The 22,090-nt window shown below is 44.7% G+C and carries 23 protein-coding genes and 3 pseudogenes; 13 read left to right on the top strand and 13 right to left on the bottom strand.

Going from position 1 to position 22,090, the window contains the following annotated elements; genetic code table 11:
• The first annotated feature begins 2 nt into the window (after window positions 1-2).
• From CCS41_RS03505 to CCS41_RS16430, 7 genes and pseudogenes are all read left to right on the top strand, one after another.
• A complete protein-coding gene (locus CCS41_RS03505; protein ID WP_072551153.1) occupies window positions 3-710 on the top strand; it encodes a C40 family peptidase in 708 nt (235 codons plus the stop codon).
• The gene (locus tag CCS41_RS15560; RefSeq protein WP_162859953.1) at window positions 707-847 is read left to right on the top strand and encodes a hypothetical protein; all 141 of its coding nucleotides are present in this window, start codon (window positions 707-709) and stop codon (window positions 845-847) included. Before CCS41_RS03505 ends, CCS41_RS15560 begins: the two co-directional genes overlap by 4 nt.
• 297 nt (window positions 848-1,144) lie before the next feature.
• Window positions 1,145-1,345: a cold-shock protein gene (locus tag CCS41_RS03500; RefSeq protein ID WP_072551152.1), complete on the top strand. Its 201-nt coding sequence runs from the start codon at window positions 1,145-1,147 to the stop codon at window positions 1,343-1,345.
• A 604-nt stretch (window positions 1,346-1,949) separates the two neighbouring features.
• The gene (locus tag CCS41_RS03495; RefSeq protein ID WP_162859952.1) at window positions 1,950-2,396 is read left to right on the top strand and encodes a DUF3757 domain-containing protein; all 447 of its coding nucleotides are present in this window, start codon (window positions 1,950-1,952) and stop codon (window positions 2,394-2,396) included.
• A gap of 186 nt (window positions 2,397-2,582) precedes the next feature.
• Window positions 2,583-3,159, top strand: a pseudogene (locus tag CCS41_RS03490) (tail assembly protein).
• Window positions 3,160-3,220: 61 nt separating this feature from the next.
• Window positions 3,221-5,750: pseudogene (locus CCS41_RS03485) on the top strand (TipJ family phage tail tip protein); the annotation flags it as partial.
• Between the two features lie 225 nt (window positions 5,751-5,975).
• Window positions 5,976-7,187 (top strand): phage tail tip fiber protein, encoded by a 1,212-nt coding sequence (locus CCS41_RS16430; RefSeq protein WP_323586429.1) that lies wholly within the window; start codon window positions 5,976-5,978, stop codon window positions 7,185-7,187.
• A 57-nt stretch (window positions 7,188-7,244) separates the two neighbouring features.
• On the opposite strand, the gene CCS41_RS03480 is transcribed toward CCS41_RS16430, so the two are convergent.
• From CCS41_RS03480 to CCS41_RS03430, 13 genes are all read right to left on the bottom strand, one after another.
• A complete protein-coding gene (locus CCS41_RS03480) occupies window positions 7,245-8,243 on the bottom strand; it encodes a hypothetical protein (RefSeq protein ID WP_119963819.1) in 999 nt (332 codons plus the stop codon).
• Window positions 8,244-8,302: 59 nt separating this feature from the next.
• Window positions 8,303-8,704: a hypothetical protein gene (locus tag CCS41_RS03475; RefSeq protein ID WP_119797225.1), complete on the bottom strand. Its 402-nt coding sequence runs from the start codon at window positions 8,702-8,704 to the stop codon at window positions 8,303-8,305.
• Window positions 8,705-9,230: 526 nt separating this feature from the next.
• Window positions 9,231-10,241, bottom strand: a complete 1,011-nt coding sequence (locus CCS41_RS03470) for a tyrosine-type recombinase/integrase (protein ID WP_119797153.1) — start codon at window positions 10,239-10,241, stop codon at window positions 9,231-9,233.
• The gene (locus tag CCS41_RS03465; RefSeq protein WP_119797152.1) at window positions 10,241-10,474 is read right to left on the bottom strand and encodes a DUF4224 domain-containing protein; all 234 of its coding nucleotides are present in this window, start codon (window positions 10,472-10,474) and stop codon (window positions 10,241-10,243) included. Before CCS41_RS03465 ends, CCS41_RS03470 begins: the two co-directional genes overlap by 1 nt.
• A 355-nt stretch (window positions 10,475-10,829) precedes the next feature.
• Window positions 10,830-10,973, bottom strand: coding sequence for a hypothetical protein (locus tag CCS41_RS15555; protein ID WP_162859961.1), 144 nt, complete (start codon window positions 10,971-10,973; stop codon window positions 10,830-10,832).
• Window positions 10,974-10,984: 11 nt separating this feature from the next.
• Window positions 10,985-11,293 (bottom strand): helix-turn-helix transcriptional regulator, encoded by a 309-nt coding sequence (locus tag CCS41_RS16425; RefSeq protein WP_240313817.1) that lies wholly within the window; start codon window positions 11,291-11,293, stop codon window positions 10,985-10,987.
• Window positions 11,294-11,368: 75 nt separating this feature from the next.
• Window positions 11,369-11,686 (bottom strand): PAS domain-containing protein, encoded by a 318-nt coding sequence (locus CCS41_RS16420; RefSeq protein ID WP_240313816.1) that lies wholly within the window; start codon window positions 11,684-11,686, stop codon window positions 11,369-11,371.
• Between the two features lie 136 nt (window positions 11,687-11,822).
• Window positions 11,823-12,089, bottom strand: a complete 267-nt coding sequence (locus tag CCS41_RS03455) for a transcriptional regulator (protein WP_119797224.1) — start codon at window positions 12,087-12,089, stop codon at window positions 11,823-11,825.
• Between the two features lie 167 nt (window positions 12,090-12,256).
• Entirely contained in the window at window positions 12,257-13,021 is a 765-nt protein-coding gene (locus CCS41_RS03450; protein ID WP_119797223.1) for a Rha family transcriptional regulator, read from the bottom strand.
• Between the two features lie 462 nt (window positions 13,022-13,483).
• Window positions 13,484-14,440 carry an Rpn family recombination-promoting nuclease/putative transposase gene (locus CCS41_RS03445; RefSeq protein WP_119797222.1) on the bottom strand — a complete coding sequence of 319 codons (957 nt, stop codon included), beginning with the start codon at window positions 14,438-14,440 and terminating at the stop codon, window positions 13,484-13,486.
• A gap of 111 nt (window positions 14,441-14,551) precedes the next feature.
• The gene (locus CCS41_RS03440) at window positions 14,552-15,172 is read right to left on the bottom strand and encodes a lambda exonuclease family protein (RefSeq protein ID WP_119797221.1); all 621 of its coding nucleotides are present in this window, start codon (window positions 15,170-15,172) and stop codon (window positions 14,552-14,554) included.
• 151 nt (window positions 15,173-15,323) lie between these two features.
• Window positions 15,324-16,010 (bottom strand): group II intron maturase-specific domain-containing protein, encoded by a 687-nt coding sequence (locus CCS41_RS03435; protein ID WP_119797220.1) that lies wholly within the window; start codon window positions 16,008-16,010, stop codon window positions 15,324-15,326.
• Window positions 15,958-17,637, bottom strand: coding sequence for a recombinase family protein (locus tag CCS41_RS03430; protein ID WP_119797219.1), 1,680 nt, complete (start codon window positions 17,635-17,637; stop codon window positions 15,958-15,960). The genes CCS41_RS03435 and CCS41_RS03430 overlap by 53 nt, the downstream gene beginning before the upstream one ends.
• Before the next feature lie 175 nt (window positions 17,638-17,812).
• Between CCS41_RS03430 and CCS41_RS03425 the strand changes: the two genes are divergently transcribed.
• The 6 genes and pseudogenes from CCS41_RS03425 to CCS41_RS03400 all read left to right on the top strand — a co-directional run bounded on the left by CCS41_RS03425 (window position 17,813) and on the right by CCS41_RS03400 (window position 22,054).
• On the top strand, window positions 17,813-18,364 hold the full coding sequence (locus CCS41_RS03425; RefSeq protein ID WP_119797716.1) for a reverse transcriptase domain-containing protein: 552 nt from the start codon (window positions 17,813-17,815) through the stop codon (window positions 18,362-18,364).
• Between the two features lie 146 nt (window positions 18,365-18,510).
• On the top strand, window positions 18,511-18,927 hold the full coding sequence (locus tag CCS41_RS03420) for a hypothetical protein (protein ID WP_072551120.1): 417 nt from the start codon (window positions 18,511-18,513) through the stop codon (window positions 18,925-18,927).
• Between the two features lie 225 nt (window positions 18,928-19,152).
• Window positions 19,153-19,493 (top strand): annotated as a pseudogene (locus CCS41_RS03415) (phage tail protein).
• Window positions 19,494-19,523: 30 nt separating this feature from the next.
• Window positions 19,524-20,276, top strand: a complete 753-nt coding sequence (locus CCS41_RS03410) for a phage minor tail protein L (RefSeq protein WP_072551118.1) — start codon at window positions 19,524-19,526, stop codon at window positions 20,274-20,276.
• Between the two features lie 2 nt (window positions 20,277-20,278).
• Complete coding sequence (locus CCS41_RS03405) at window positions 20,279-20,998, top strand: C40 family peptidase (RefSeq protein WP_072551117.1); 720 nt, start codon at window positions 20,279-20,281, stop codon at window positions 20,996-20,998.
• A gap of 72 nt (window positions 20,999-21,070) precedes the next feature.
• Window positions 21,071-22,054, top strand: a complete 984-nt coding sequence (locus CCS41_RS03400; RefSeq protein WP_072551116.1) for a Tle-like phospholipase domain-containing protein — start codon at window positions 21,071-21,073, stop codon at window positions 22,052-22,054.
• Window positions 22,055-22,090: the final 36 nt, after the last annotated feature.

The raw sequence follows: 22,090 nt of genomic DNA, 5'->3' as shown, positions 1-22,090 counted from the left end.
TGATGCGTAAAAGAACGCTACAGGCGATGCTGGCTCATGCGGCTGCCGCTTATCCCTTTGAGTGTTGTGGTGTCATCGCGCAGCAATCACGACAAGAGCGTTATTTCCCTTGCAACAATTTAGCAGCCAAACCAACAGAGCAGTTTCATCTCGATCCTCAAGGCTACATGGATGCCGAAAATTGGGGCACCGTCACCGCGATAGTGCACAGTCATCCCGATGCAACTAGTCAGCCATCGGAATTGGACAGGGCACAATGTGACCATACCCAACTGCCCTGGTATATCGTCAGCTGGCCCGAAGGCGATGTGCGCACCATTCAGCCACGGGGTGAGCTACCACTGGTAGGGCGTGAATTTGTCCTTGGGCATACCGATTGTTGGGGATTGATATTGTCTTATTTTCGCCAGACGCATGGCATTGAACTGAACGATTATCGGGTAGCGTACCCTTGGTGGGAGTCCGGTAAGGAAAATTATTATCTGGATAATTGGTATGCCTGTGGATTTCGTGAATTTAGCGGAGAATACCAGCCAGGTGATGTAGTGATGATGCAGGTATCCGCACCGGTTGCCAATCATGCGGGGATTTTGCTGGCAGACGGCATGTTATTGCATCACCTGTATGGCAAACCCAGCCAACGCGTGCCTTACGGCGGCTATTGGCAAGAGCGTACGGTGAAAATGGTCAGACATAAGAGGTTATTATGAGAAGATGTACAGTTAATAAAGACAAATTAAAAAATGATTGTATTCACCGCGCCATTGAAGCAGTGAATATCTCTCCTTCTATAGAGAAACGTCACATCAACTGGATAGTGTCTTCTTTATCTGACGTCATTCAATAAACAGACTTGATGGGTCTTTAACTTCATTTCTTCAGTAATGTCGGTGCCTGAACAAATACCAAATATCACAAAAATACCTTTTGTTAATTAAAACGTGTGCTCCCATTCGACGCGCTACTGTTAATCAATAACAAAAAAGGGTGCTATCATTTTTTAAATTGATAATACAGTGGACGAGAAATGGCGAGTAGAATCAATTTGAGGTGATTTTATATCACAAGCTCATTTGCTAGATTATGACAATCACTGTGCTTTTTTGTCTAATATTCCCCTGTTTATAAACTAGAGGTGATTTTTATGAAAGGTAGTGTTAAGTGGTTCGACGAAAAGAAGGGCTTTGGTTTTATTACTCCTGGTGATGGTAGTCATGATGCATTGGTCTGTTCTGCAGATATTGTTACTGATGGTTTCAAGATACTTAACGAAGGTCAGATAGTAGAGTATGACGTAGAGGAGGGCGCAAAAGGTCCTGTAGCGAAAAACGTCAGATCGACATAACATTTAAACGCCAATCAGCAATCTTAGGCATGAAAGCGTAAACAAATCGTCACTGTAGTTTGAATACCATTTTTTGATAATGGTGCGTCAGTGTGATCTAACCTCCAAACAAAGAGAATATTGCCAGGCTGAATGATATCCGTAACGGTACCACCTTGAGTTGGCAATATGTCAACTTGCATAGAGAATACGATTTCACCATTCAAATGGGAACTAATGTTGTCCGAAAATAGCGCTGCATACACACCAAGCTTACACGAGTCTTTGAATGCGACACAACTGAACTAATTACTGTAAAAAATGATCTCTCATAACGTTTTTTGAAATGGACAGTTTATTTATTTTTTTCTACGTTAGTAGTCCGAAATGGCAAAATTTCATCTTCATTAGCAATGAATAACATTGCATTGTTATTACTGCTGCGATAGAGCTGTAGCCCCGGACCTCATCTTGATAAAGTTATTTTATTTTTTGATGATAAGGTTCACAGCCCAGTAGAACTACAAGGGCTTCATTATTTTTTTAATCTGTATTAATTTGGTCACTTGATGATCCCTGAATGGGATTGCTTGTGTGGTAAAGTGGATATTATGAGGTTAATAAATTGAAAATTATGAAAGTTAGTCATGCTCTTTTTATGATCGTGTCGTACATGAGTGTTACCAGCTCATGGGCAATAGACGGCAGTTGTCCACCATCCTCACAGATAACCAAGCAATGTAATGATAAGGAGTGCACTTATACAGCAACCTACCCTCCTGAGGGACTTGGTTGGACAAGCGCACGACAACGTAAAGAAAATTTAGATAATTCAAGGCCGGAGCTCAATTTCAAAGAAGCCATTATTCTTATTGATAAAAAAGTTGCTCCATTCGTATGTGTCTATAGTTCTGCTGGGTATGATAACAAAGACTTGCGATTGTTGGTTTCAAGTCCTGTCAAATCAACCGTAAATAAAGATAGCAATCATTGGAAAGAGAACAAACAATTAAATCGGTGGTCATGTGTCGATTCCGATCCTGCCAGTTGCGTGTTTGAGTATTCACAATGATGTGGTGTCAGGGCTAATGATAAAATGAGTCTTCCGCAAACAATGTTAGCGACATTAGCAAAAATTACTCAGTATTCTTCTGCTGAATAATTCAAGCTGTGCCCGACTTTAATATCATCTTAACTTTGAACAAGAAACCCTTCTGGCTGCCCCTGCAGCCTTTTTTATTTTTCGGGAGCCAATACCATGGCTGCACTCCACCAAACGTTACGAACAATCCGCCTGTACGGAAAACTCGGGCACCTGTTTGGCCGTGTGCATCAACTCGCGGTCGAGACCCCAGAGAAGCGATAAAAGCGCTGTCGGTTATCCTGCCTGGGTTTGAGCAATTTATGTTACGCAGTCAAGCACAAGGCCTGACCTTTGCAGTATTTAACGGCCAGCACAATATTAGCAGAGAAGAATTAGCCAGCGCCCACGGCAGCCAGGATATTCGCATTGCCCCGGTGATTATCGGCAGCAAACGGGGTGGCGTGTTTCAAACCATTATCGGTGCGATGTTAGTGGCGGCGTCATTTATCCCCGGCGCTCAATTTTTGGCCCCTGTTGGCATTTCCATGATGGTCGGCGGGGTGATTCAGATGCTATCCCCACAACAAAGTGGGTTATCACGCCGTGAGGACCCTGATAACAAGCCGAGCTACGCCTTCGGGGGCCCGTGAATTCCACCGCACAAGGCAATCCGGTACCGATTGGCTACGGCAAGCGGCGTATCGGGGGTGCAGTGATTTCTGCGGGCATTTACGCGGAAGACCAGATGTAAAAATAACAAAGCAGCGAACACAATCCAGGTCGCCAAGGCGATCTTTTTTTATGGGTAAACTATGGTCATCACAGGAAACAAAGGCGGTAGCCAGCGGCCACCTACGCCCACAGAATCCCCGGACAGCCTGCATTCTACCGCCAAAGCTAAAATATTATTGGCCCTGGGTGAAGGGGAATTTGCGGGCGAATTAGACGGCACCCGTATTTATTTGGATGGCACCCCGCTTAATAATGCAGACGGCAGCGCTAATTTTACCGGTGTCACCTGGGACTACCGCCCCGGCACCCCATCGCAAGACTACATTACCGGGATGCCGAACGTTGAAAATGAAGTTACGGTCAACACCGAGTTAAAGGCCGACACCCCGTGGGTGCGGGCTATCAGCAACACCCAGTTATCTGCGCTGCGTATTCGATTTAGCTGGCCGGCGCTGCAACGTCAGACTGATAACGGCGATGTTAACGGCACTCGCGTTGAGTATGAGATAGAGATGGCGACCGATGGCGGGCTTACCATACTGTCCTCAAGACCACAGTGGAGGGCAAAACCAGTACAGGGTATCAGCGTTCACACCGTATTAACTTGCCTGACGCGAAAACCGGTTGGCAACTCCGTGTCCGTCGTCTGACACCGAACAGCACCAGTAACCGACTCGCCGATAACATGCACATTGAGGCATTGGCCGAAATCATTGATGCCAAGTTGCGTTATCCCAACACCGCTCTGCTGTATATCGAATTTGATGCCAGCCAGTTTCAGCACATTCCCGTGATTGCCTGTGAGCCCAAGATGCGTACAATACGGGTGCCCACGACCTACGACCCCGCAACGAGGACGTATAAGGGCACGTGGGATGGCACTTTCAAATGGGCGTACAGCAATAATCCGGCCTGGGTGTTCTATGATATTTTGCTCGCCGACCGCTTCGGTCTCGGCCATCGGTTAACCGCTGCACAGGTGGATAAATGGGAGCTGTATCGCATCGCGCAATACTGTGACCAATTCGTCCCGATGGCAAAGGGGGTAACGGGACCGAACCGCGCTTTCTGTGTGATGTTTACATCCAATCGCAGGCCGAGGCTTTTACCGTATTACGTGATTTGGCGGCGATATTTCGTGGCATGACGTACTGGGCGAATAATCAACTCTGTGCCCTGGCCGACATGCCCGTGACCGAGATTACCTGTACACCCGTGCCAATGTCATCGACGGACGTTTTTCCTACTCGAGTAGCTCAGAAAAAAGCCGTTACAGTACGGCAATGGTCAGCTGGAGCGACCCGGCTAACAGCTATCAGGGTACCCTTGAAGCGGTCTCGGATGAAGCCTTGGTGCGACGCTATGGCATCAATCAACTGAGTACCACGGCAATCGGCTGTGTCCGTCAGACAGAAGCTCACCGGCGGGGTCGTTGGGCGCTGTTGACTAATGCCAAAGACCGCTTGGTGACCTTTGATGTCGGCTTGGATGGCGCTATTCCGTTACCAGGGCACATCATTGCGGTTGCCGATGAAATGTTATCAGGAAGAAAAAGTGGGGGCGACTTCGTCATGCCGTCGGCTGCGACATCACCTTAGAGAGACCCGCTGACGTCAAACCCGGCGATCGGCTGCTGGTTAATCTGCCCAGTGGCACAGCTCAGGCTCGAACCGTCCACGCGGTTAACGGTCAACTTATCACCGTCAGTGTGGCTTACAGTGAAACGCCGCAACCGGAGGCGATTTGGTCGGTGGAGGCCGATGACGTAGCCCTTCAGCACTACCGGGTGACCCGTATCGAGGACAATAACGACAACACTTATCGCATTAATGCTGTCCAACATGACCCGATAAATATGAACGTATCGACAGCGGCACGCGCCTCGACGAGCGGCCTATCAGTGTGATTCCGTTGACCCTTCAACCCCCTCCGACACACATCACGTTGACCAGCCATGCGGTGATTGCTCAAGGTTTAGCCGTCACCACTTTACAGGTTAATTGGCAGGCAGCCAGCGGTGCGACCGCTTACGACGCCCAATGGCGGCGGGATAAGGGCAACTGGACGCCGCTACTGCGGGTATTGACTTGCGGCTTTGAGGTGCCCAACAGTTATGCTGGGTGCTATCAGGCCAGAGTGAGAGCCATTAACGCGACGGGTAGCACCAGCCTGTGGGTCACGACGCCAGAAATCCCTCTCCAGGGGAAAGAAAATCCACCACCCCAACCGGTTGGCTTGACCACCACACCAATTGTGTTTGGCATCACGCTCAATTGGGCCTTTCCTGCGGGCGCCGAAGATACCTTAAAAACCGAGGTGGAATGCAGCCGTTTTGCTCATGACGCCCATCAGAAGCCACTGATTGACATTGCCTACCCGCAGCGTCATTACACGATGCAGGGTCTGGCTGCGGGGAGAACCTTTTACTTTCGTGCCCGTCTGGTCGATCGACTGGGCAATCAAGGCGCCTGGACACCGTGGGTGCAGGGGGCATCGAGTGACGATGCGGAGATGGTGCTCGATCACATCCGTGATGATATTATGACCACGCAGGCCGGTAAAAGACTGACCTCTCAACTCGATACCCTCATAAAAACCAGCCAGGCCAATGAAAGAAAACAGGAACACAGCCGTATCACACTCCAAAAGGAGGTCAAAGACCGGGTAGAAGAAACGCTGCTGCAGGTGAATGAGAGGCTAGAGCGACAAGATAAAACATTACAACGGTATAATCAGGGACTTAAATCACGCTTCAAAATAAGCCAATTACAAACGCAAGATGTGCAAAAGACCGCTACCCATCTGGATACCGCATTTATCACCTACAAAGAGGAAATGGACACGCAATTTGACCGTGCCAATGCTGATGTTCTAGCGGTCAGACAGGCGCAATCCGATACCCACCAGGCATTCAGCCTTTACCGCCTGGATATGACTGCTCGCTTTGACAAAAATGACGCACTGATAACCGACATCCACACCGCGCACGCCACAGCGACCCAGGCCCTGGCTGACTATCAAAACCGGATAGCCGCCCGATTTGGCAAAAATGAAACGGCGATAAGCCAGACTCAGCGTGCTCAAACCCTGGCAACCCAGGCGCTAGCGGAATATCAAAACATGATTACTGCACGATTCCGTGACAACGACGCCGTCATTGAAACCAAAGCCACAACACAATTTACCTCATCAGGCGGCAATGCCCTGTACAGCATCAAAGCGGGCATTCATCATCAGGGCAAATATTATGATGCGGGTATGGTGGTGGGTGTGGAAACCCAGGGTGGCAGTGTGAAATCACAAATAGGCTTTAATGCGGATAATTTTATTCTGTTAAGCGGTCAGAACGGCAAAAAGTTCTCACCCTTTGCGGTAAAAAATAATCAAGTCTTTATACGCGAAGGCTTTATTCAAGATGCGACCATTGACACGGCTAAAATAAAAGAGGCCGCCATCACTAATACAAAAATTGGTGGGCCTCTCCAGTCGACCAACTGGGCAGCAGGCCGTTCAGGATGGAAAATAGAGAAAGCCGGACACGCTGAGTTTAACGATGCCACCTTCAGAGGGACGATATATGCCACCGATGGCTGGTTTAAAGGGACAGTGTCTGCGGATAAAATAGAAGGGGATATTCTGGACATGTCTCCTAATTTTTTTAAAACAAAAAAAGGCAGCATTCCCGATAGCCAATCTGTAATATTCCCTTTGTTTTATATAAAAAAAACAGCCTCACCACGAAGAGTGTTGCTATTAGGGAGAAAAGAGAAAGGGATAGCCTTGAGCGTATCACCTGATTGGGTCAGAGCAACGATAACCCGTGATGGCATGGATGTGCAATACCTTGGGAAAGCCGGGTCGGGGCTATTAGGAGAATATGTTAACGCTGTCAACGAAGATATTGATATCACCCTCCCGGCAGGTGAAGGGGAGGTATTAATTGGTTTAAGATTACAATCTACAAGGGGTAAGCTTAGAATGTTCAACTGGACGGCAAGCGGTGATATCTACACCATGAAAAACGCAGCCAGTATCAAAATAGCCTGATTAAGATCAATATCACTGGATTTAAGCGATACACCTAATTAACGGATTATTACCTACTCAGATTTCTGGTATAAAATTTTCCACACTGGTTAATTCGGCAAGATTATATTCGTTTTTATAACGTATATGAAAATATGTTTGCATATCTGCAACACTATTAAACGAAATAGTGAGATCATTATAATCAAAGAATTTGAAAGTATTAGAGGATTTATCAATATACATGCCAACAACATGTGAATATGTAGTATCATGAGAACGAAGAGTAATTCTATGTCTACCATTGTCACTGGGCCACTCTTTTGTTTTTTCTATTTTTGTTTTGCCAATTTTAGACTCCATATGATTATAAAAATCATGTGTTTCATTTATTTTATTTCTGATTATATTATATCTTTCTTCCATATTTGAACTGTTATCATTAGAGGTATAGTATCTACTTATTTCATTGTATTTCTCATGTATAGGTTTATTGTACATACTATAGTTAGTATAATGTTGAAAAAATAATTTATCTATTTTTTCCTTGGTTATTTCTTTTCCATAAGTATTGATGTATTTAATCGCTGAATCAATTGAACCTGCAATTTTAGTGAAACAATGGATTACCAAATTATGCACTTCTTCTTTGTGAGTTAGACAATATTGAATTGCTGATTCAATTATTCCCGTATCATTTTTGTTTGGGTATTTATTTGCTAATTTTATAATTTCATCATTGTTTTCACCCAGTTCATGAATGAGATTAATAAGAAGACTATCGTTTTTATTACATAAATCAGTTATATTGTTTATATCTTCTTTGTAAGTGTTAAAAATATATTGAATGGGGAATTTAGCTATTTCTTTATTATTTATCCCGAAATATTTAACAAAACCCACTAAATCATTGTGATGCCGATTATAATGTTCAACACACGTGTTCACGAAATCTCTTTTATATTTAAATTTTTCTATTATATTAAGTTCTGCTATTTCTTCAATTCCTCCCTCTGTTTTTAAATCACTCAAAAAATTTTCTTCTAATGGTGTACCCTCTTCAGATAGCCATTTCATTGTAATAGCGGCACACAGTCCAGCTTTCGTTAATGTTGAATTTTTAAAGGAGTCATTTATCAAATCATTTCACAACGACCATTACACTCTTTAGCAAGCTTTATCCATTTATTAATCTCTTCCAATTTTAAATAAATACTATTCCCTTCATATATTTTAATAGCATGAGTATCTTCAACTTTTTGTTTTTTCTGTTTAGTATACAGTTCATTTTTTTCATTAACCTGTTCTAGTGTATCTGTTTTTCTTTTTTTTTGATTGTTAGGATTTGTTTTGTTAAATGAATGAGGTTTAAACAAATCTGCACTCGCAGAGTTTGAAGCCCCGACAATTCTCTTTAAAGAGAGTGTATAATTTTCACCTTTTTTAAATTTTTCTTTTTTATTATCGAGTACTCTACCCAGTTCATTTTTAAATGATGGATCAATATTCATTCTCGATAAAAGAGCATCAATTTTCATTATATTAAAAATCTTTTAGTTTATATACATACCTTTATATTAATTACTCTATGAATAAAAGTATATTATGATTTGTGGTAAAGATACTACATCAAATTTTATTTTATAAATATAAAAAAACGCTCATATCACACCATCGAAGTGTATGGCAAACTCATATAAGTTTCCAGTGACGAAAAAAGCATAAGGTTATGTTCCCTATTAATGAGTGACATGACTGATACAGTAAGTAAGAGCCAAGTCTCAAAAATTCTTCATAATATTGTGACTCAATTTATCTTAACCGATTGATGATTAATGGTCTAAAAACAGTAAAATATTATGAAAAATCAGTTTAACTGATTGATTTTAAATAGAATCAAGGCTGGTTTAAAATCCCTCGGCCTTAAGGCCGTGCGGGTTCAAGTCCCGCCCTGGGCACCACTGGTTTTAAGTTTTAAATCAAATAGTTGTCTTTAAACAAATTGATGATGAGAAGTACATTTTTTAATCAGCTGCACGGTTTTCAGAATATCGCTTCAGAATATTATTGACCTCCTACCACCGGAACTACGTTAATTTTCCTGTCGTAGCGAGCGGTTTGTGCCACATTCTTATGACCTGAAATAGTCTGTTTTTCATACAATGTGCCTTCGAGATCGGAAATTCCCTTCGCTTTTAAATCGTGAAAAGTGAAGTCAAATGCCAGTTCAGGGTATTTCATTTTTGCCTCTTGCTTGGCCTTTAGCCACCGGCTGTTAAATCCATCCCGCGTATACCGCGCACCTGAAACCTGGTGAATAACAAAAATGCTGCTCATTCCCGTATTGAGTGGAAGTGACTTTGCTTGATTAATCACGGCTCTTAGTCGCTCAGTCCAACCTTTTATTTGTGCGACACCTGTTTTACTTTGTTGCAGCAATATACCTTCTTCAAGAACGTGCTCTTTTCTTAAAGCAAGAATGTCTGATTGCCTCGCACAACATAAATAAGCCAGCTCCATAGCAATTTGAACCACCCAAGGTGAAACATGATATAACGCGTCATATTCTTTATGCGTGATATACCGGGTTCTCGCTATTTCTTTGAACTGCTTGACACCTTGGCAAGGATTCATTTTGACTTTTCCTCTCTCATAACCCCAGCGGAATACACGAGAGATAAACGCCTTCTCGCGATTCGCCTGTATCCGACTTTTCACCCCACGGTGGTCCATATATTTCCTAATGTGCTCAGGTTTAATCTTATCAGCAGACATCTTACCGAAAACGGCCAGCGCGTTTTGTGCATATTTTCGGTAATCCTTCTGTGTTTCCCCTGCTAATTCAACAAAATCACCCGAATTAAAAAATTGCTCAACCAGGCCGGAGAAAATACTTTCGTCTTGCTTATGATTTAATAACGCTTCATAAGCCGCCCATACTTGTGAAGGCGTTGCTGTCAAATCACACAGTCTCAGGGTACCACCCAACTTGGGTTTAAACTCATAGGCTGAACGCCCTCTGTAAGTCCGAGGAGGCATCCAGTTATCTGCTGGCTTGCTCCGTTTTCTTCCCATCAGTTCAGTGCCCCAAAGTTAGGTGCAGCTGTTTCTTTGATAGGGTTTAGATGACGGAAACTGAGTGGATTTTGGAAGTGTCCCCATGTCGTCTGTGGACGCCCATCTCGGCGGGTGATAAAAAATATTCCCGCTGAATGTAATGATTCACACTGTTTTGAGGGGATTTTATAGCCTGTCAACTGTATTAAATCTTCAATGCTGATTATCTCATTGGCATCATGTTGAAACATCGTTATTTCCTTAGTCTTGTTATGAGTGAGTTGGTTTTGTAGCGTGAAGTGATATTAGAATTTCAGTTAGGGTGGAGTAATTGGGTAAGTTTGATCATTTGATTGTATTTTCCCATCACGCCTATTTTTTTCTTTATGCAGGTTTCTATAAACGTTTTTGTTACTTCAGCATTGATAGTATTTCTGGAGATTTGTAATCGTACCTTGGGTGGGTGATCCGATTAGCCTCCGGGAATGTGCCGGATCCAGCTGGCCTCCACTTTTATTTAAGGAAAAAAAATCTTGGCAAAATATTTCTGCCAAGATAGAGTTATTGAACAATAAAATTTTTATATGAATAACGGAGAAGGAAATATTAAGGCAATCGATGTTTAGGCTTTTTTTTCTTATTGAACCAACTTCTTAATCGGGTAAGCCAATTTTTCTTTTCATTTCTTTTCGCTTCCAAGGCCTTATCTTTTAACTCTCGTTTTTTCGCTCTGCTCTGTCTGTTGCTCATGAGAAAATCTCCTACTCAATACACTGTATCCCAGGACGTATAAACGCGTGGGGAACAGTGCGGTCAAAGCCGGTTTGATGACAAAAATGTTTAAAGTCTCGCAATGAATGCACTTTCGCTTTTTGGTATAGAATACGAATTCTATTTTCTATTGTGCGATGAGAACGTGCCAATTTCTTACCTATTTCCTTGGCACTCATCGTGCGTAATAAATAAAAAATTATCCTCAATTCAGATTGTGTGAATAGAGTCGAGTGAGGTTCAAATAATAGCGTGGCCGTCAGCTTGCCCACGTAGTGAGGCAGTGAAATAATAGCCAATTTTCTGCCATAAAAAACGGTGCCGATGCATTTATTTCTTTTATTATGCAACGGAAAGGTTTCGTATAAATAAGGTTACAGTTTCTGCTCACGACCAAAGAAATGCGTTTTAATGAGGGTAATTTTCTGTCCGCTTTTTATAACCTCTCTTTCCAGTTTTTGAATTATTAAAGCAAATTCTGCAATACACGTAGGAAGTTCATCATCACGTCGTCCTATTACATAAAATCCTTGTGGCACATTTAAAAAATCAAGAAAAGCACGATTCGTATAAATAAAGCGTGAGTCACAGTCTTTTATTCCCCAAACATCTTGACTGTTTTCCATCATAGCTGTCAGAGGTAATGAGCGTGATACCTTTGCTATTTTTTTCATCATCTGTCCTAACTCCATTCAGTCCCTTCATTGTGAATGACGCCCATTTAGGAGAGGGTAAATTACTTAGTCAGTGCGAAAGTCTAATTAGAAAAATAAAATGGGATAGTCTCCACAAGAGAGACTATCTTTTCTATTTTTATCATGCTAAACGCTATCGCTTTCTACATCCCTTCAAAGCAAAAAGCGCAAGGCGGACATGAAATACGGTAAACAGACCATGCAGAGAATACAGTTCAAATTTGAGTTTTGCACTTGCCAACGTCTGTTTCACGGCGGGATAGGATACCGAGCGTAATAAAGCGATGTCTTTTTGTGATACGCCTAACGCGAAAAGCATCGCAGTCTCAAATTGAACAGCCGTTAACTCAGGAAACACTTCCCGTAATTCAGGAAATTGGGTAATATCGATGTTAGCCATTCTAGCCTCTGTGGTAGGTTGTGGTGGTTAGCTGACAGGGGTGGTTGCTGCCATCTCTGTTAGCGCTAGGGTTAAGTGATATAAACGGTGATTGCGTCACCGTCGCTATTTGCAACTTGTTGTAGCTATTTATGTTTTCATGGTGAGTGACTCCGTGGGTTTATGATTTATGACGCAATATTGAGTTCTTTGGTGTGTGTGAATTGCCCGTCCCAATGGGTTTTCATTGGCAACTTATTTTTGCGGTAGAGGTCAAATAATCGGATTGCCCCTTTGCGCAGTAAAACGGGTTGGTATTTGATAAAGTCATCACCGCTATGAATGCTGATTTTATGTTGATATTCCGTCAAATATCGGTCACGTGCATAAGAAGTTACACGCCAGCGGATATGGGATTTACTTTCGTTATAAAGCCAATTTCTTTCTGCCAAGCAGTGATTAATCTGTTGTGTATTAATACCGTTGAGCATTTTGCAGAACTGAGTCGTCGTTATTCCTTCCTTAAACAGGTTCTTCAACTCCTTTAATTCCGCTTCCTGTTCTTTGTTCACTAAGGCTAGCCTGGTTTTTTCACGAAACTGTTCTGCCCATGCCATAGCCGCAACAGGGGGGTCTTCGAAATTAGGTAATATGCAGACAGGCCGTGTTGCTTTCTCTTCCAGCTCCCGCCAGCGCGTGGCGACTTTATGGCGAAGTGGAATACTGTAACCCATGACCAATGTCATGGTTAAATCTTGGTCAAGCAAATATTCCTGATAAGTGCGACCACTGGCGTCTTTATAATCGGCGGAAAAGTCCGCCGATTGAATAGTGAGCACTTCAAACATTTTTCTACAGTCATAAAGTACGTCTTTATGCTGTTTGCCTGTTAGTCGAGCAATTTCACGGCTAGATATTTTTACCTGTTGATAGATAGTGATGACATTTGACATGCAGAATTCCTTGCAAGTGAATTGCGATTAATGACCTCCGGTACGTTACCGGAGCAGAAGATTAATTAAGCTTTGATGTTGTGTCAGCGTGAGGTTGGGCTTTGCTTCTATTAACAAAATTAACGAATACCATCCCATCTTTGAAACAGTCACAAAGACGGCAGGCTAAAGGTGAATTTATAGCAGGGGCCATGTAAAATGATTTACTTGACCAGTAAATATTATTTAATATCAATATATTAGTGTAAATTTTTACAATCAACTTATACGGCCCCTGTTATAGTTTTATTGAAGGCGTATAGTTGTTCACTATCTGACCATTACACGCTATGGGCGTAAAAAAACCGCACTACTTGCGTATGCGGCATTCGCTAGTTAAAGGTATTTAACACCTTTAACGAAATATTCCCCGAGGCTGAATCATCATTCAGCCCGTCCGGGTATAGCAGGTGTTAAGACACCTTAATGTAGCAATACTTCAATATCTTCAATATCTTGGTCAGAAAGTCCAGTAGATGTTTTAACCAAAGCCCTATCCACACCATTCTTAAGAAGCGCTTTGGCAATTTCTGTGTTTCTTTCCTGACGTCCCTGTTGCATGCCCTGTTGCATGCCCTGTTGCATGCCCTGTTGCATGCCCTGTTGCATGCCTTCCTCACGGCCCTCTCTTCTCAAGTCTTGTGCAATCGTCATGATGTCCTCACTGTAAGTCGGTGCGTGCTCCACAATCGTTTTGAAAAATTGCGGTGTATCCGCTGTTTTTCCTCTCTGAGCAATATAATACATTAATGTCTTAACCAGTTCACTCTCTGTATAACCCGTATTCAGTAAATGTGCAATAGACTGACTTATCACTATGATATCACGCGCATAAATGTGCTTTTGTACTAATTCAAGAAGAGCAACACTGCGGTGAGTCAAGATTTCTTCATCGGGTATCGTGGTCACATCCACCAAAGGAAAAGGCTGAGAATAGACTCTTTGTGCTAAGTCTCTGTCAGCAAAACAATCCAGCCAATCCATACTGTAGGGATAAGGGCTTGTTTCTCCATGATAAAAGAGGATCGGTATTACCACCGGCAACTCGTCATGGCCTTGGTCAAGATGCTGTTGCATGATGGGAATACTGTAGCGGAACAAGCGGAAAGCCATTAATTTTTTTGGCGTGCTTTGATGTTCGATGAGACAATGAATGTAGCAACGCTTACCCTCCTTCGTTTTGAGTGAATAAACAATGTCAGAATAATGTTGTCTCAAATTCGGCTCAATGAATGAACCCGGTTCGATCTTCAACGTAGAAAAATCGCATTGCTCCTTGATTTCAGGCGGTAAGTGGAACTGTAGGAAATCACGGGCAACGTTAACATTGCTCATGCACTTCCTAAATGTTGCATCATGTGGGTTCGGTACCTGAGGCACGGCGCAATCTCCCTGTGATTATTCTCTACAATGTGGCGTCGATATTATCGACAGGCAACTCTACGCGTATTTCATCCGCTAAACGATCACTTTTTTTCAGTGGCGTTATCTTCATGCCACTTTTCCATACGTTTTAATCTGTTCGATTTCATCTTCAAGTTCCTGCAGAAATTTTCGCACTTCTGTTTCAATTTCCTTGCCCAGTGCCTCATCAAAGTGAATGCGCTTTTTGAAGTAGGCTAATGTGTCAGGCAGTCGATTATCATAACTGACAAAGTCACACCATCTTCGCCCCGTACACAGCATTTGCGCGTGCATTTGCAGGAGGTATTTTTTTTCGAGTACACCTGTTCTTATCGTTTTCAGATGCGTCCAGGTTTTGGGGCATTTAATCTCGATCAGGCCATCCTCATTAACCAGTCCGTCGGGACTGGCGGCAAACCCCTCAATAGTGGGGTGGTCGACGAGACCGACCTCCGTGACTTCTACTGCAAATTCACGCAAGATGTAAGCCTCACGTGCGACGGGTTCCAGTGCCGTCCCGTGCTTCATTTCAGGTGTGACAAAGGTGTCTTCCCGTTTCCCCGTCAGACGCTGGCAAATCAGCTCGGCCCTGTATTTTTTTCGCGTTGCGGCATCGCCTGTTTTGACTTTTGCCATCACCTCTGCCAATTTGCTGGCTGTGACTTTGCCACATCTTGCAGCAAACCAAGCTTCTGTTCGTTGTTCCATTTTTTACCTCGATAAATTGTCTTGTCATCAAAACGGAGAACCCCTCGTAGAGTAGGTCTCTGGTTTGACATCATCTCCCCAGCGACCTCTCGTCAAACCGTGCTTGCAGTTTTCCCGCACACGGCTTTCCGACTGTCTTCTTTCCACAGCGTTACGACGGCACAGGTCGGGCATACCGACTCCCTTCATCTCCGGTTACGGACAGGCTGTACAGCTTAAACAGCCCGTGGTAATCGTAGAACCAGGACGGCGGGTGGTCCCTCCACCCCTTACCCCGTTTCTTGTGCTTCTTCCGCAACATGATGCAGAGTGTCCATATCGTGTAATTCGCTATGCTCAAGAAATGCTTCCTTGAATTACCTGTCTTGAAGTAATTCCCCCATCCGCGAAGAATCGGGTTTACCTTTTCTTTCAACAATGTGGGCCAATCCCAGTGCTGCCCTTTTCGGACAACATCACGGATTTTCTGCTTAACAGACTTCATAGCCTTGGGAGTCGGATAGTAAAAGGTCTTCAACTCGCCCGTCACTTTCGATGGTTGAACTGCGAACCTGTGACCTAGAAAGTCAAACGGCTCTTTCATGGCATTAACTATCCGCGTTTTCTTGGCATTAAGCGTCAACCCAAGTCGGTCTAAGACTTTCTTGGCCTGATCCAGATAAAACTCCGGGCGCTTGCTGCACAAAATCACAAAATCGTCGGCATATCGCACGATATGAGCATCATGCGGACGTTTACCGAACGCCTTTTTCTCCCACGTCGAATCAAGCCAGTGCAGGTAGAGATTAGCGAGCAAGGGAGAAATTACTCCGCAAACAATCTGGCAAACTTCTGCCATATGTTTTGTCTGATCCTGCTTCTAGGCTGGTATCATTCCCGGGATTCACCCGAAAAACCACCACAATTTCATCACGATAAATTTCTATCCGTTTCACCAGCGCACGCAGAATTTCTCGCTTCATCAGAAAATCGTCCGTACTCAGGCGTTCCGTGACCGCAGCAGCAAAATCCTCCACCCGGTTAACCAGTAGCAGCAACTCATGCTGGTTCTCTGTGGCCTGTTTCACCTTCACTCTCTGGCGCGCAAGTTCCGCCAGCCTGAGCGTCATCACTCTGATCCGTGGTTCAAAGTCTGTTTTGCCAATCAGCCCTTCGGCAAAACTATCAATCAATCGGGATCGCCCCACGTTTAGCTGATTTTCTTGCTTTTTCAGACGCTCAGCATCTGCGGTCTGTCCACTGTGCTCTGACGCCTGCGTTAGACGCTGCTCATATTCTTTTTTCAGCCGTTCCGGCTCAGACAGCAGCGCAATGACCTGTGCCCAGACCGTTTCATCCAGCATGGATGTCCTGACCTGTTTATTGTCACACACCCGAATGCCCCCAAAGCGGTAAGCATCCGTCCCAGTACAGTGGTAATAAGAATACTGCGCCCCCCCTTTTGCCGCAGATTTACTGACTTTTTTGCCATAATACGCATAGCGACAGTGGCCGCACACAGTCAGCCCCTGTAAGAGATAAGCGGCTCCCCGGCGCCCCTGTCGTGCATGTCGGCGGTTTTCTTCCAGCTGTTCGTTGACCGTCAAGAAAAGAGCGCTGTTGATGATGGCAGGCACAGGGATCCCGATGCCGTCATCCGGCTTACTTCGTATTACTGAATAACCGTTCTTGAGGATATCTGCACTGTTGCGCGCTGCTCTCACCCGGGGACGGGGGGCGCAGTTTTTCGTTTTTCCGAACACAGCAAGTCCTTTGTAAGCGGGGTTCTTTAACATGCCCCATACCGTACTGCGGTCCCAGCCGGGTTTGCCGGTGGCGCTTTCTATGCCTTTCTCAGCCAGACGTCTGACCACACCGCCTAGACTCAGGCGCTCTATGCCCGCCCAACTAAATATCTTCCTGACCACGGAGGCTTCATGAAGGTTGACAATATACTGTGCGGGTGTCCCGTCCGGCTGCCTGCGGATATACCGATAACCGTAAGGTGCACCGGAAAGGACACCGACATTACCACAGCGTGCACCGTGAAGCTTACCACGCCGGTTGCGCTCCATAATCTTTGCCCGCTCATATTCAGCAAACATCCCCTGCATCTGCAGAAGCATCATGTCTTCCGGCGTGTCGCCGGGGGTGTGACAGATAAAGATAACCTCCACGCCGCAGGCGCTGAACTCTTCCATCAGCAGAGCCTGATAGGCGTATTTACGGTCTAGCCTGTCGGGCGACAGGATGTACAGGCATTCAATATCGCCTGCCGCCGCGTAGTCCCTCAGGCGCTCTAGTTGCGGGCGGATAAGTGTAGCACCGCTGACACCATCATCGATAAAGAGCATGGCGTCAGGCAACACGTGGCCGTCCTCACGGATGCGGTCCTTGATTGCTGCAAGCTGACTGCCGATGGTGCCATTTTTTACCTGTTGCCCGGAAGAAACGCGGGCGTAGAGTGCGACCAGTGCCTTGTTCATAACATTTTGCTCCGTCTAGCGGTTGAGCGGGCAGGAGCCCGGTGAGGTTTGGCCTGGGCCTGGTCGTGAGGGGTAAGCACGTGGTGGTTAACGGGAGTCAGCTGTTCATAAACATCCGTCAGCTGGTCGTCAGAAAACCGGCTGGGCTCGAAAGTGATACGTACGTGTTGTGAAAATGGCTTCGGTTTCATTGCTGAGGGTCACTCCGTGTGCCGTTATCAGTCTCAATAACGAGGGAAAACTCAGTGATGCTCCCATCCGGATGACCAGACTTGAGGCAGCGCCGGTGAAAACGCAGGCCCCAGCTTACGCGAAAGTTTGCACTATTGTTTGCGGAGTAATTTCTCCCTTGCTCGCTAATCTCTACCTGCACTGGCTTGATTCGACGTGGGAGAAAAAGGCGTTCGGTAAACGTCCGCATGATGCTCATATCGTGCGATATGCCGACGATTTTGTGATTTTGTGCAGCAAGCGCCCGGAGTTTTATCTGGATCAGGCCAAGAAAGTCTTAGACCGACTTGGGTTGACGCTTAATGCCAAGAAAACGTGGATAGTTAATGCCATGAAAGAGCCGTTTGACTTTCTAGGTCACAGGTTCGCAGTTCAACCATCGAAAGTGACGGGCGAGTTGAAGACCTTTTACTATCCGACTCCCAAGGCTATGAAGTCTTATGGCTGGCTGTGCAGGGGCGGGGGTGATCACGGCGAGAGTAACGAAGAAAAATAGATGCGTAGTTCTGCTCACTTCATCATGTTAATCAGAGGATAAAAAAATATCAGCATGAGATAGTCTGATAAAGTCGTTTATATTAATAATTATTTTATATGTTATAGCTAATAATATTATTTTTAATAAATGAATGGGGCATTCTCATGAAAGCTGTTAATTTAAGCATGGTACATGGTTCTACTGTGCCAAAGCCATGTCAGAAAATTGTCAAACCGAGTCATGAAAATCCGGTATTCGTGGGGAATAATTCTCTAACAATGTCGGATAAATTGAGTTCTTTTAGAGATGCAATTTATTGCCGGGCACATCTTTTCAATCCTCTGAGAATCACTGATGTTGCAGTGCTTGGTATACGCGATACAGTTGGGGGTTTGATAGTAGGATTAGTCCGATACGGTTCTTTTAAATATATGGTGATCGGGGCTAAGTCAGTTGGTAATGAAATAAAAAACACTGTTAATATAGTAGGGGACATTTCCACTGCGGTTAAAAAAGACCTAGAAACAAAAGAAAATAGAAGGGTGCTTGCAGAGCAAAATACCTTACAGTCTCAAGCTTAGCACTGTGAAAAAATGGTAAAAAACTCGGCAAAATACAATGTACAGAGTAAGAAAATACAAGGGTATTTATTGCCCTTTTTTAAAAAATTTATATTGCAAGTGATTCACTACATACGTAGTGACTTTTTCTGATTTTTTAAAAATGAACACCGCTTTTTCTCCGGGGTATTTTCATGAAGAAGATCAGTTAATCATCAAACCGACTCTTTCTTATTGGTACACATCATGACAATCGACACCTTCATCTGGCGTACTCAGGGTACGCCGGAGGGTAACGTTTTACATCGCATCAGAGTAGCGCAGTTCGGAGACGGCTACAAACAGGTCGCAGGCGACGGCATTAACGCTGAAAGCCAATCCTGGCCGCTAACCTTTCAGGGCTCTGAAAAAAACATGCTGCCGTTACTCACCTTTATTCGCCAGCACTGCACACAATCTTGCTTATGGACGCCACCCTATGGGGTGCTGGGTCTCTACCGCGTGGCAGCAGATTCCATCAGAGTCACCCCTTGGGTGGCAATATCCTGTCCATCAGCTTTACCTTTGAGCAAACCTTCCAGCCTTAGTAGCACATAACCCCACTAGCGAGTAACACCATGACAACCCACATTGACCTGCAACGTCTGTTGCCAGGCAATCGCATTCGTCTGTTCGAAGTCGATGGCACGGCGTTCCAGGCAACTATTTTACGCTTCCACGCGGATACCTTAGCCCATACACCGGAAGAACTGACCACCGCTGCAGCTGATGAAACCAAGCTCAACGCAAAATCCATCTGGTGGCAAGACAAAGAATATACCCCCTGGCCGGTACAGATAGAAGGACTGGAAACCGCCAGTGATGGACAACAGGCTCAGCCCAGATTAACCGTCGCCAATTTGAACGGTAGTATCACTGCCCTGTGCTTGAAATTTGACGACATGCTACAAGCCAAGGTGATTATTCACGACACCTTCAAACATTATCTGGATGCGCGTAATTTTGCGCACGGCAATCCCGAAAGCGATCCGACACAAGAAAAAGTCCAAGTCTACACCATTGACAGCAAATCCATAGAAACCAGCGAGGTGGTTGAGTTCACCCTTTCCAGTCCGGCGGATTTGCAAGGGTTGTTAATTCCTACACGGCAAATTCATTCGCTGTGCACCTGGGCGATGCGTGGTGACTACCGCAGCGGCAGCGGCTGTGATTATGCGGGTAGCCAGTATTTTGATGAGCAGGGTGATCCCACCGATGATCTGACCCAGGACAGATGCACTGGCCGGTTAGTGGAATGTAAAAACCGTTTCGGCAGACATAATCCGTTACCTTTTGGCGGGTTTCCAGGCTCCGCGCTTATCAAGAGGTGAGGATGCGTAAAAAAACGCTACAGGCGATGCTGGCTCATGCTGCTGCCGCTTATCCTTTTGAGTGTTGTGGTGTCATCGCACAGCAATCACGGCGAGAACGTTATTTTCCTTGCCGCAATTTAGCCGCTAAACCAACAGAACAGTTTTATCTCGATCCTCAGGGTTACATGGAGGCCGAAAATTGGGGCACCGTCATGGCGATCGTGCACAGTCATCCCGATGCCACGAGTCAACCCTCGGAGCTGGACAGAGCACAATGTGACCATACCGAACTGCCCTGGCATATCGTCAGTTGGCCCGAAGGCGATGTGCGCACCATTCAGCCACGGGGTGAGCTACCACTGGTAGGGCGTGAATTTGTCCTTGGGCATACCGACTGTTGGGGGTTGATACTGTCTTATTTTCGCCAGACGCATGGCATTGAATTGCATGATTATCGGGTAGATCACCCTTGGTGGGAATCAGGTCAGGAAAACAGGTATCTGGATAATTGGTATCAATGTGGATTTCGTGAATTTAGCGGAGAATACCAGCCAGGTGATGTAGTGATGATGCAGGTATCCGCACCGGTCGCCAATCATGCGGGAATTTTGCTGGCAGACGGCATGTTACTGCATCATCTGTATGGTAAACCCAGCCAGCGCGTGCCTTACGGCGGGTATTGGCAAGAGCGTACGGTGAAAGTGGTGAGGCATCGGACACTGCAACATCATTTAGCGTGAATTATATTGCATGTAGTATGCTAGATTGGATATTATCATATCTTATATCATATTGAATTAAAAGAGATTAAAATGCATCAATCACCTAGTTGTTCTTTTCAACCCCAGCCCCCCGGCAATACCTCAACTAATCAACTTCTTCCTCGTCTTCCTGCTAGCCTAAGGAATATTGAGAGTATTGGTAATCAAAATATAAACTTAACACCGCCTGGTCTAACGGTTGTATCGACAAGCAATTTTCAATTACAGGAGGGCGAATTGGGCGAATTGATTGCAAATGTCGCTTTGGCTAATTATTCCTATATGAGAAGTGAGGGAGACTTAAAAGATTATGCTCCAAACTGGACACTGCAAAAAGAACTTGCCAACAGTTTGGCTACAAAGGAACTAACGTTTAACGCTGCTAACGGCATGTTAATGGATAAAAGTTCAGGATTGGTTGCTTATGTGTTTTATAACAAAAATGATAAAGAAATACGCGTTGTTTTTGGTGGTTCCAGTAGTGGTGAAACTGCTGGAGAAATTTTAACACGCTCTTGGGGCAATGCGGTGAGCACCTCACAACAATGGATAAACAACATAACCAACGCAATAGACAACAAAATGCCTAGAAGCTATTGTCAAGCAGCAATCTTAACAGGAAGGCTTATCAATATCTTGAATACGGATCCTCGATATGAAGGTTTCAATGTATCGACGTCAGGCCATTCTAAAGGAGGTGGAGAAGCTGCTTATGCTGCGGTGATGAACTATACAGAGGGAAAACCAATAAAAGCAGAATGTTTTTGTAGCGCAAAATGGGGTACGGCTACTCAGAAAGAAGTGTGCAGGAAATTGGGGACTCTAGACCACGCTAAAAAAGGGACAGCGAAGATAAGACATTATCTGATCGAGGGAGATGTAATAAATACTGTTCAGCGATGGTTTAGTTGGTTAATTCATGTAGGTAACAATACTACTTTGCAGACGAACGTTTCTAGGAAAAACGCGGGGGCAGCTCGTCACGTTCATTTTTTTGAACACGTTCTATCATATAGCAGGGGCCGTATAAGTTGATTATAAAAATCAGCAATAACATATTGATATTAAATA

The organism is Candidatus Fukatsuia symbiotica (assembly GCF_003122425.1).
Classification (GTDB): Bacteria; Pseudomonadota; Gammaproteobacteria; order Enterobacterales; family Enterobacteriaceae; genus Fukatsuia; species Fukatsuia symbiotica.
This window is presented reverse-complemented; position numbering and strand designations above follow the sequence as displayed.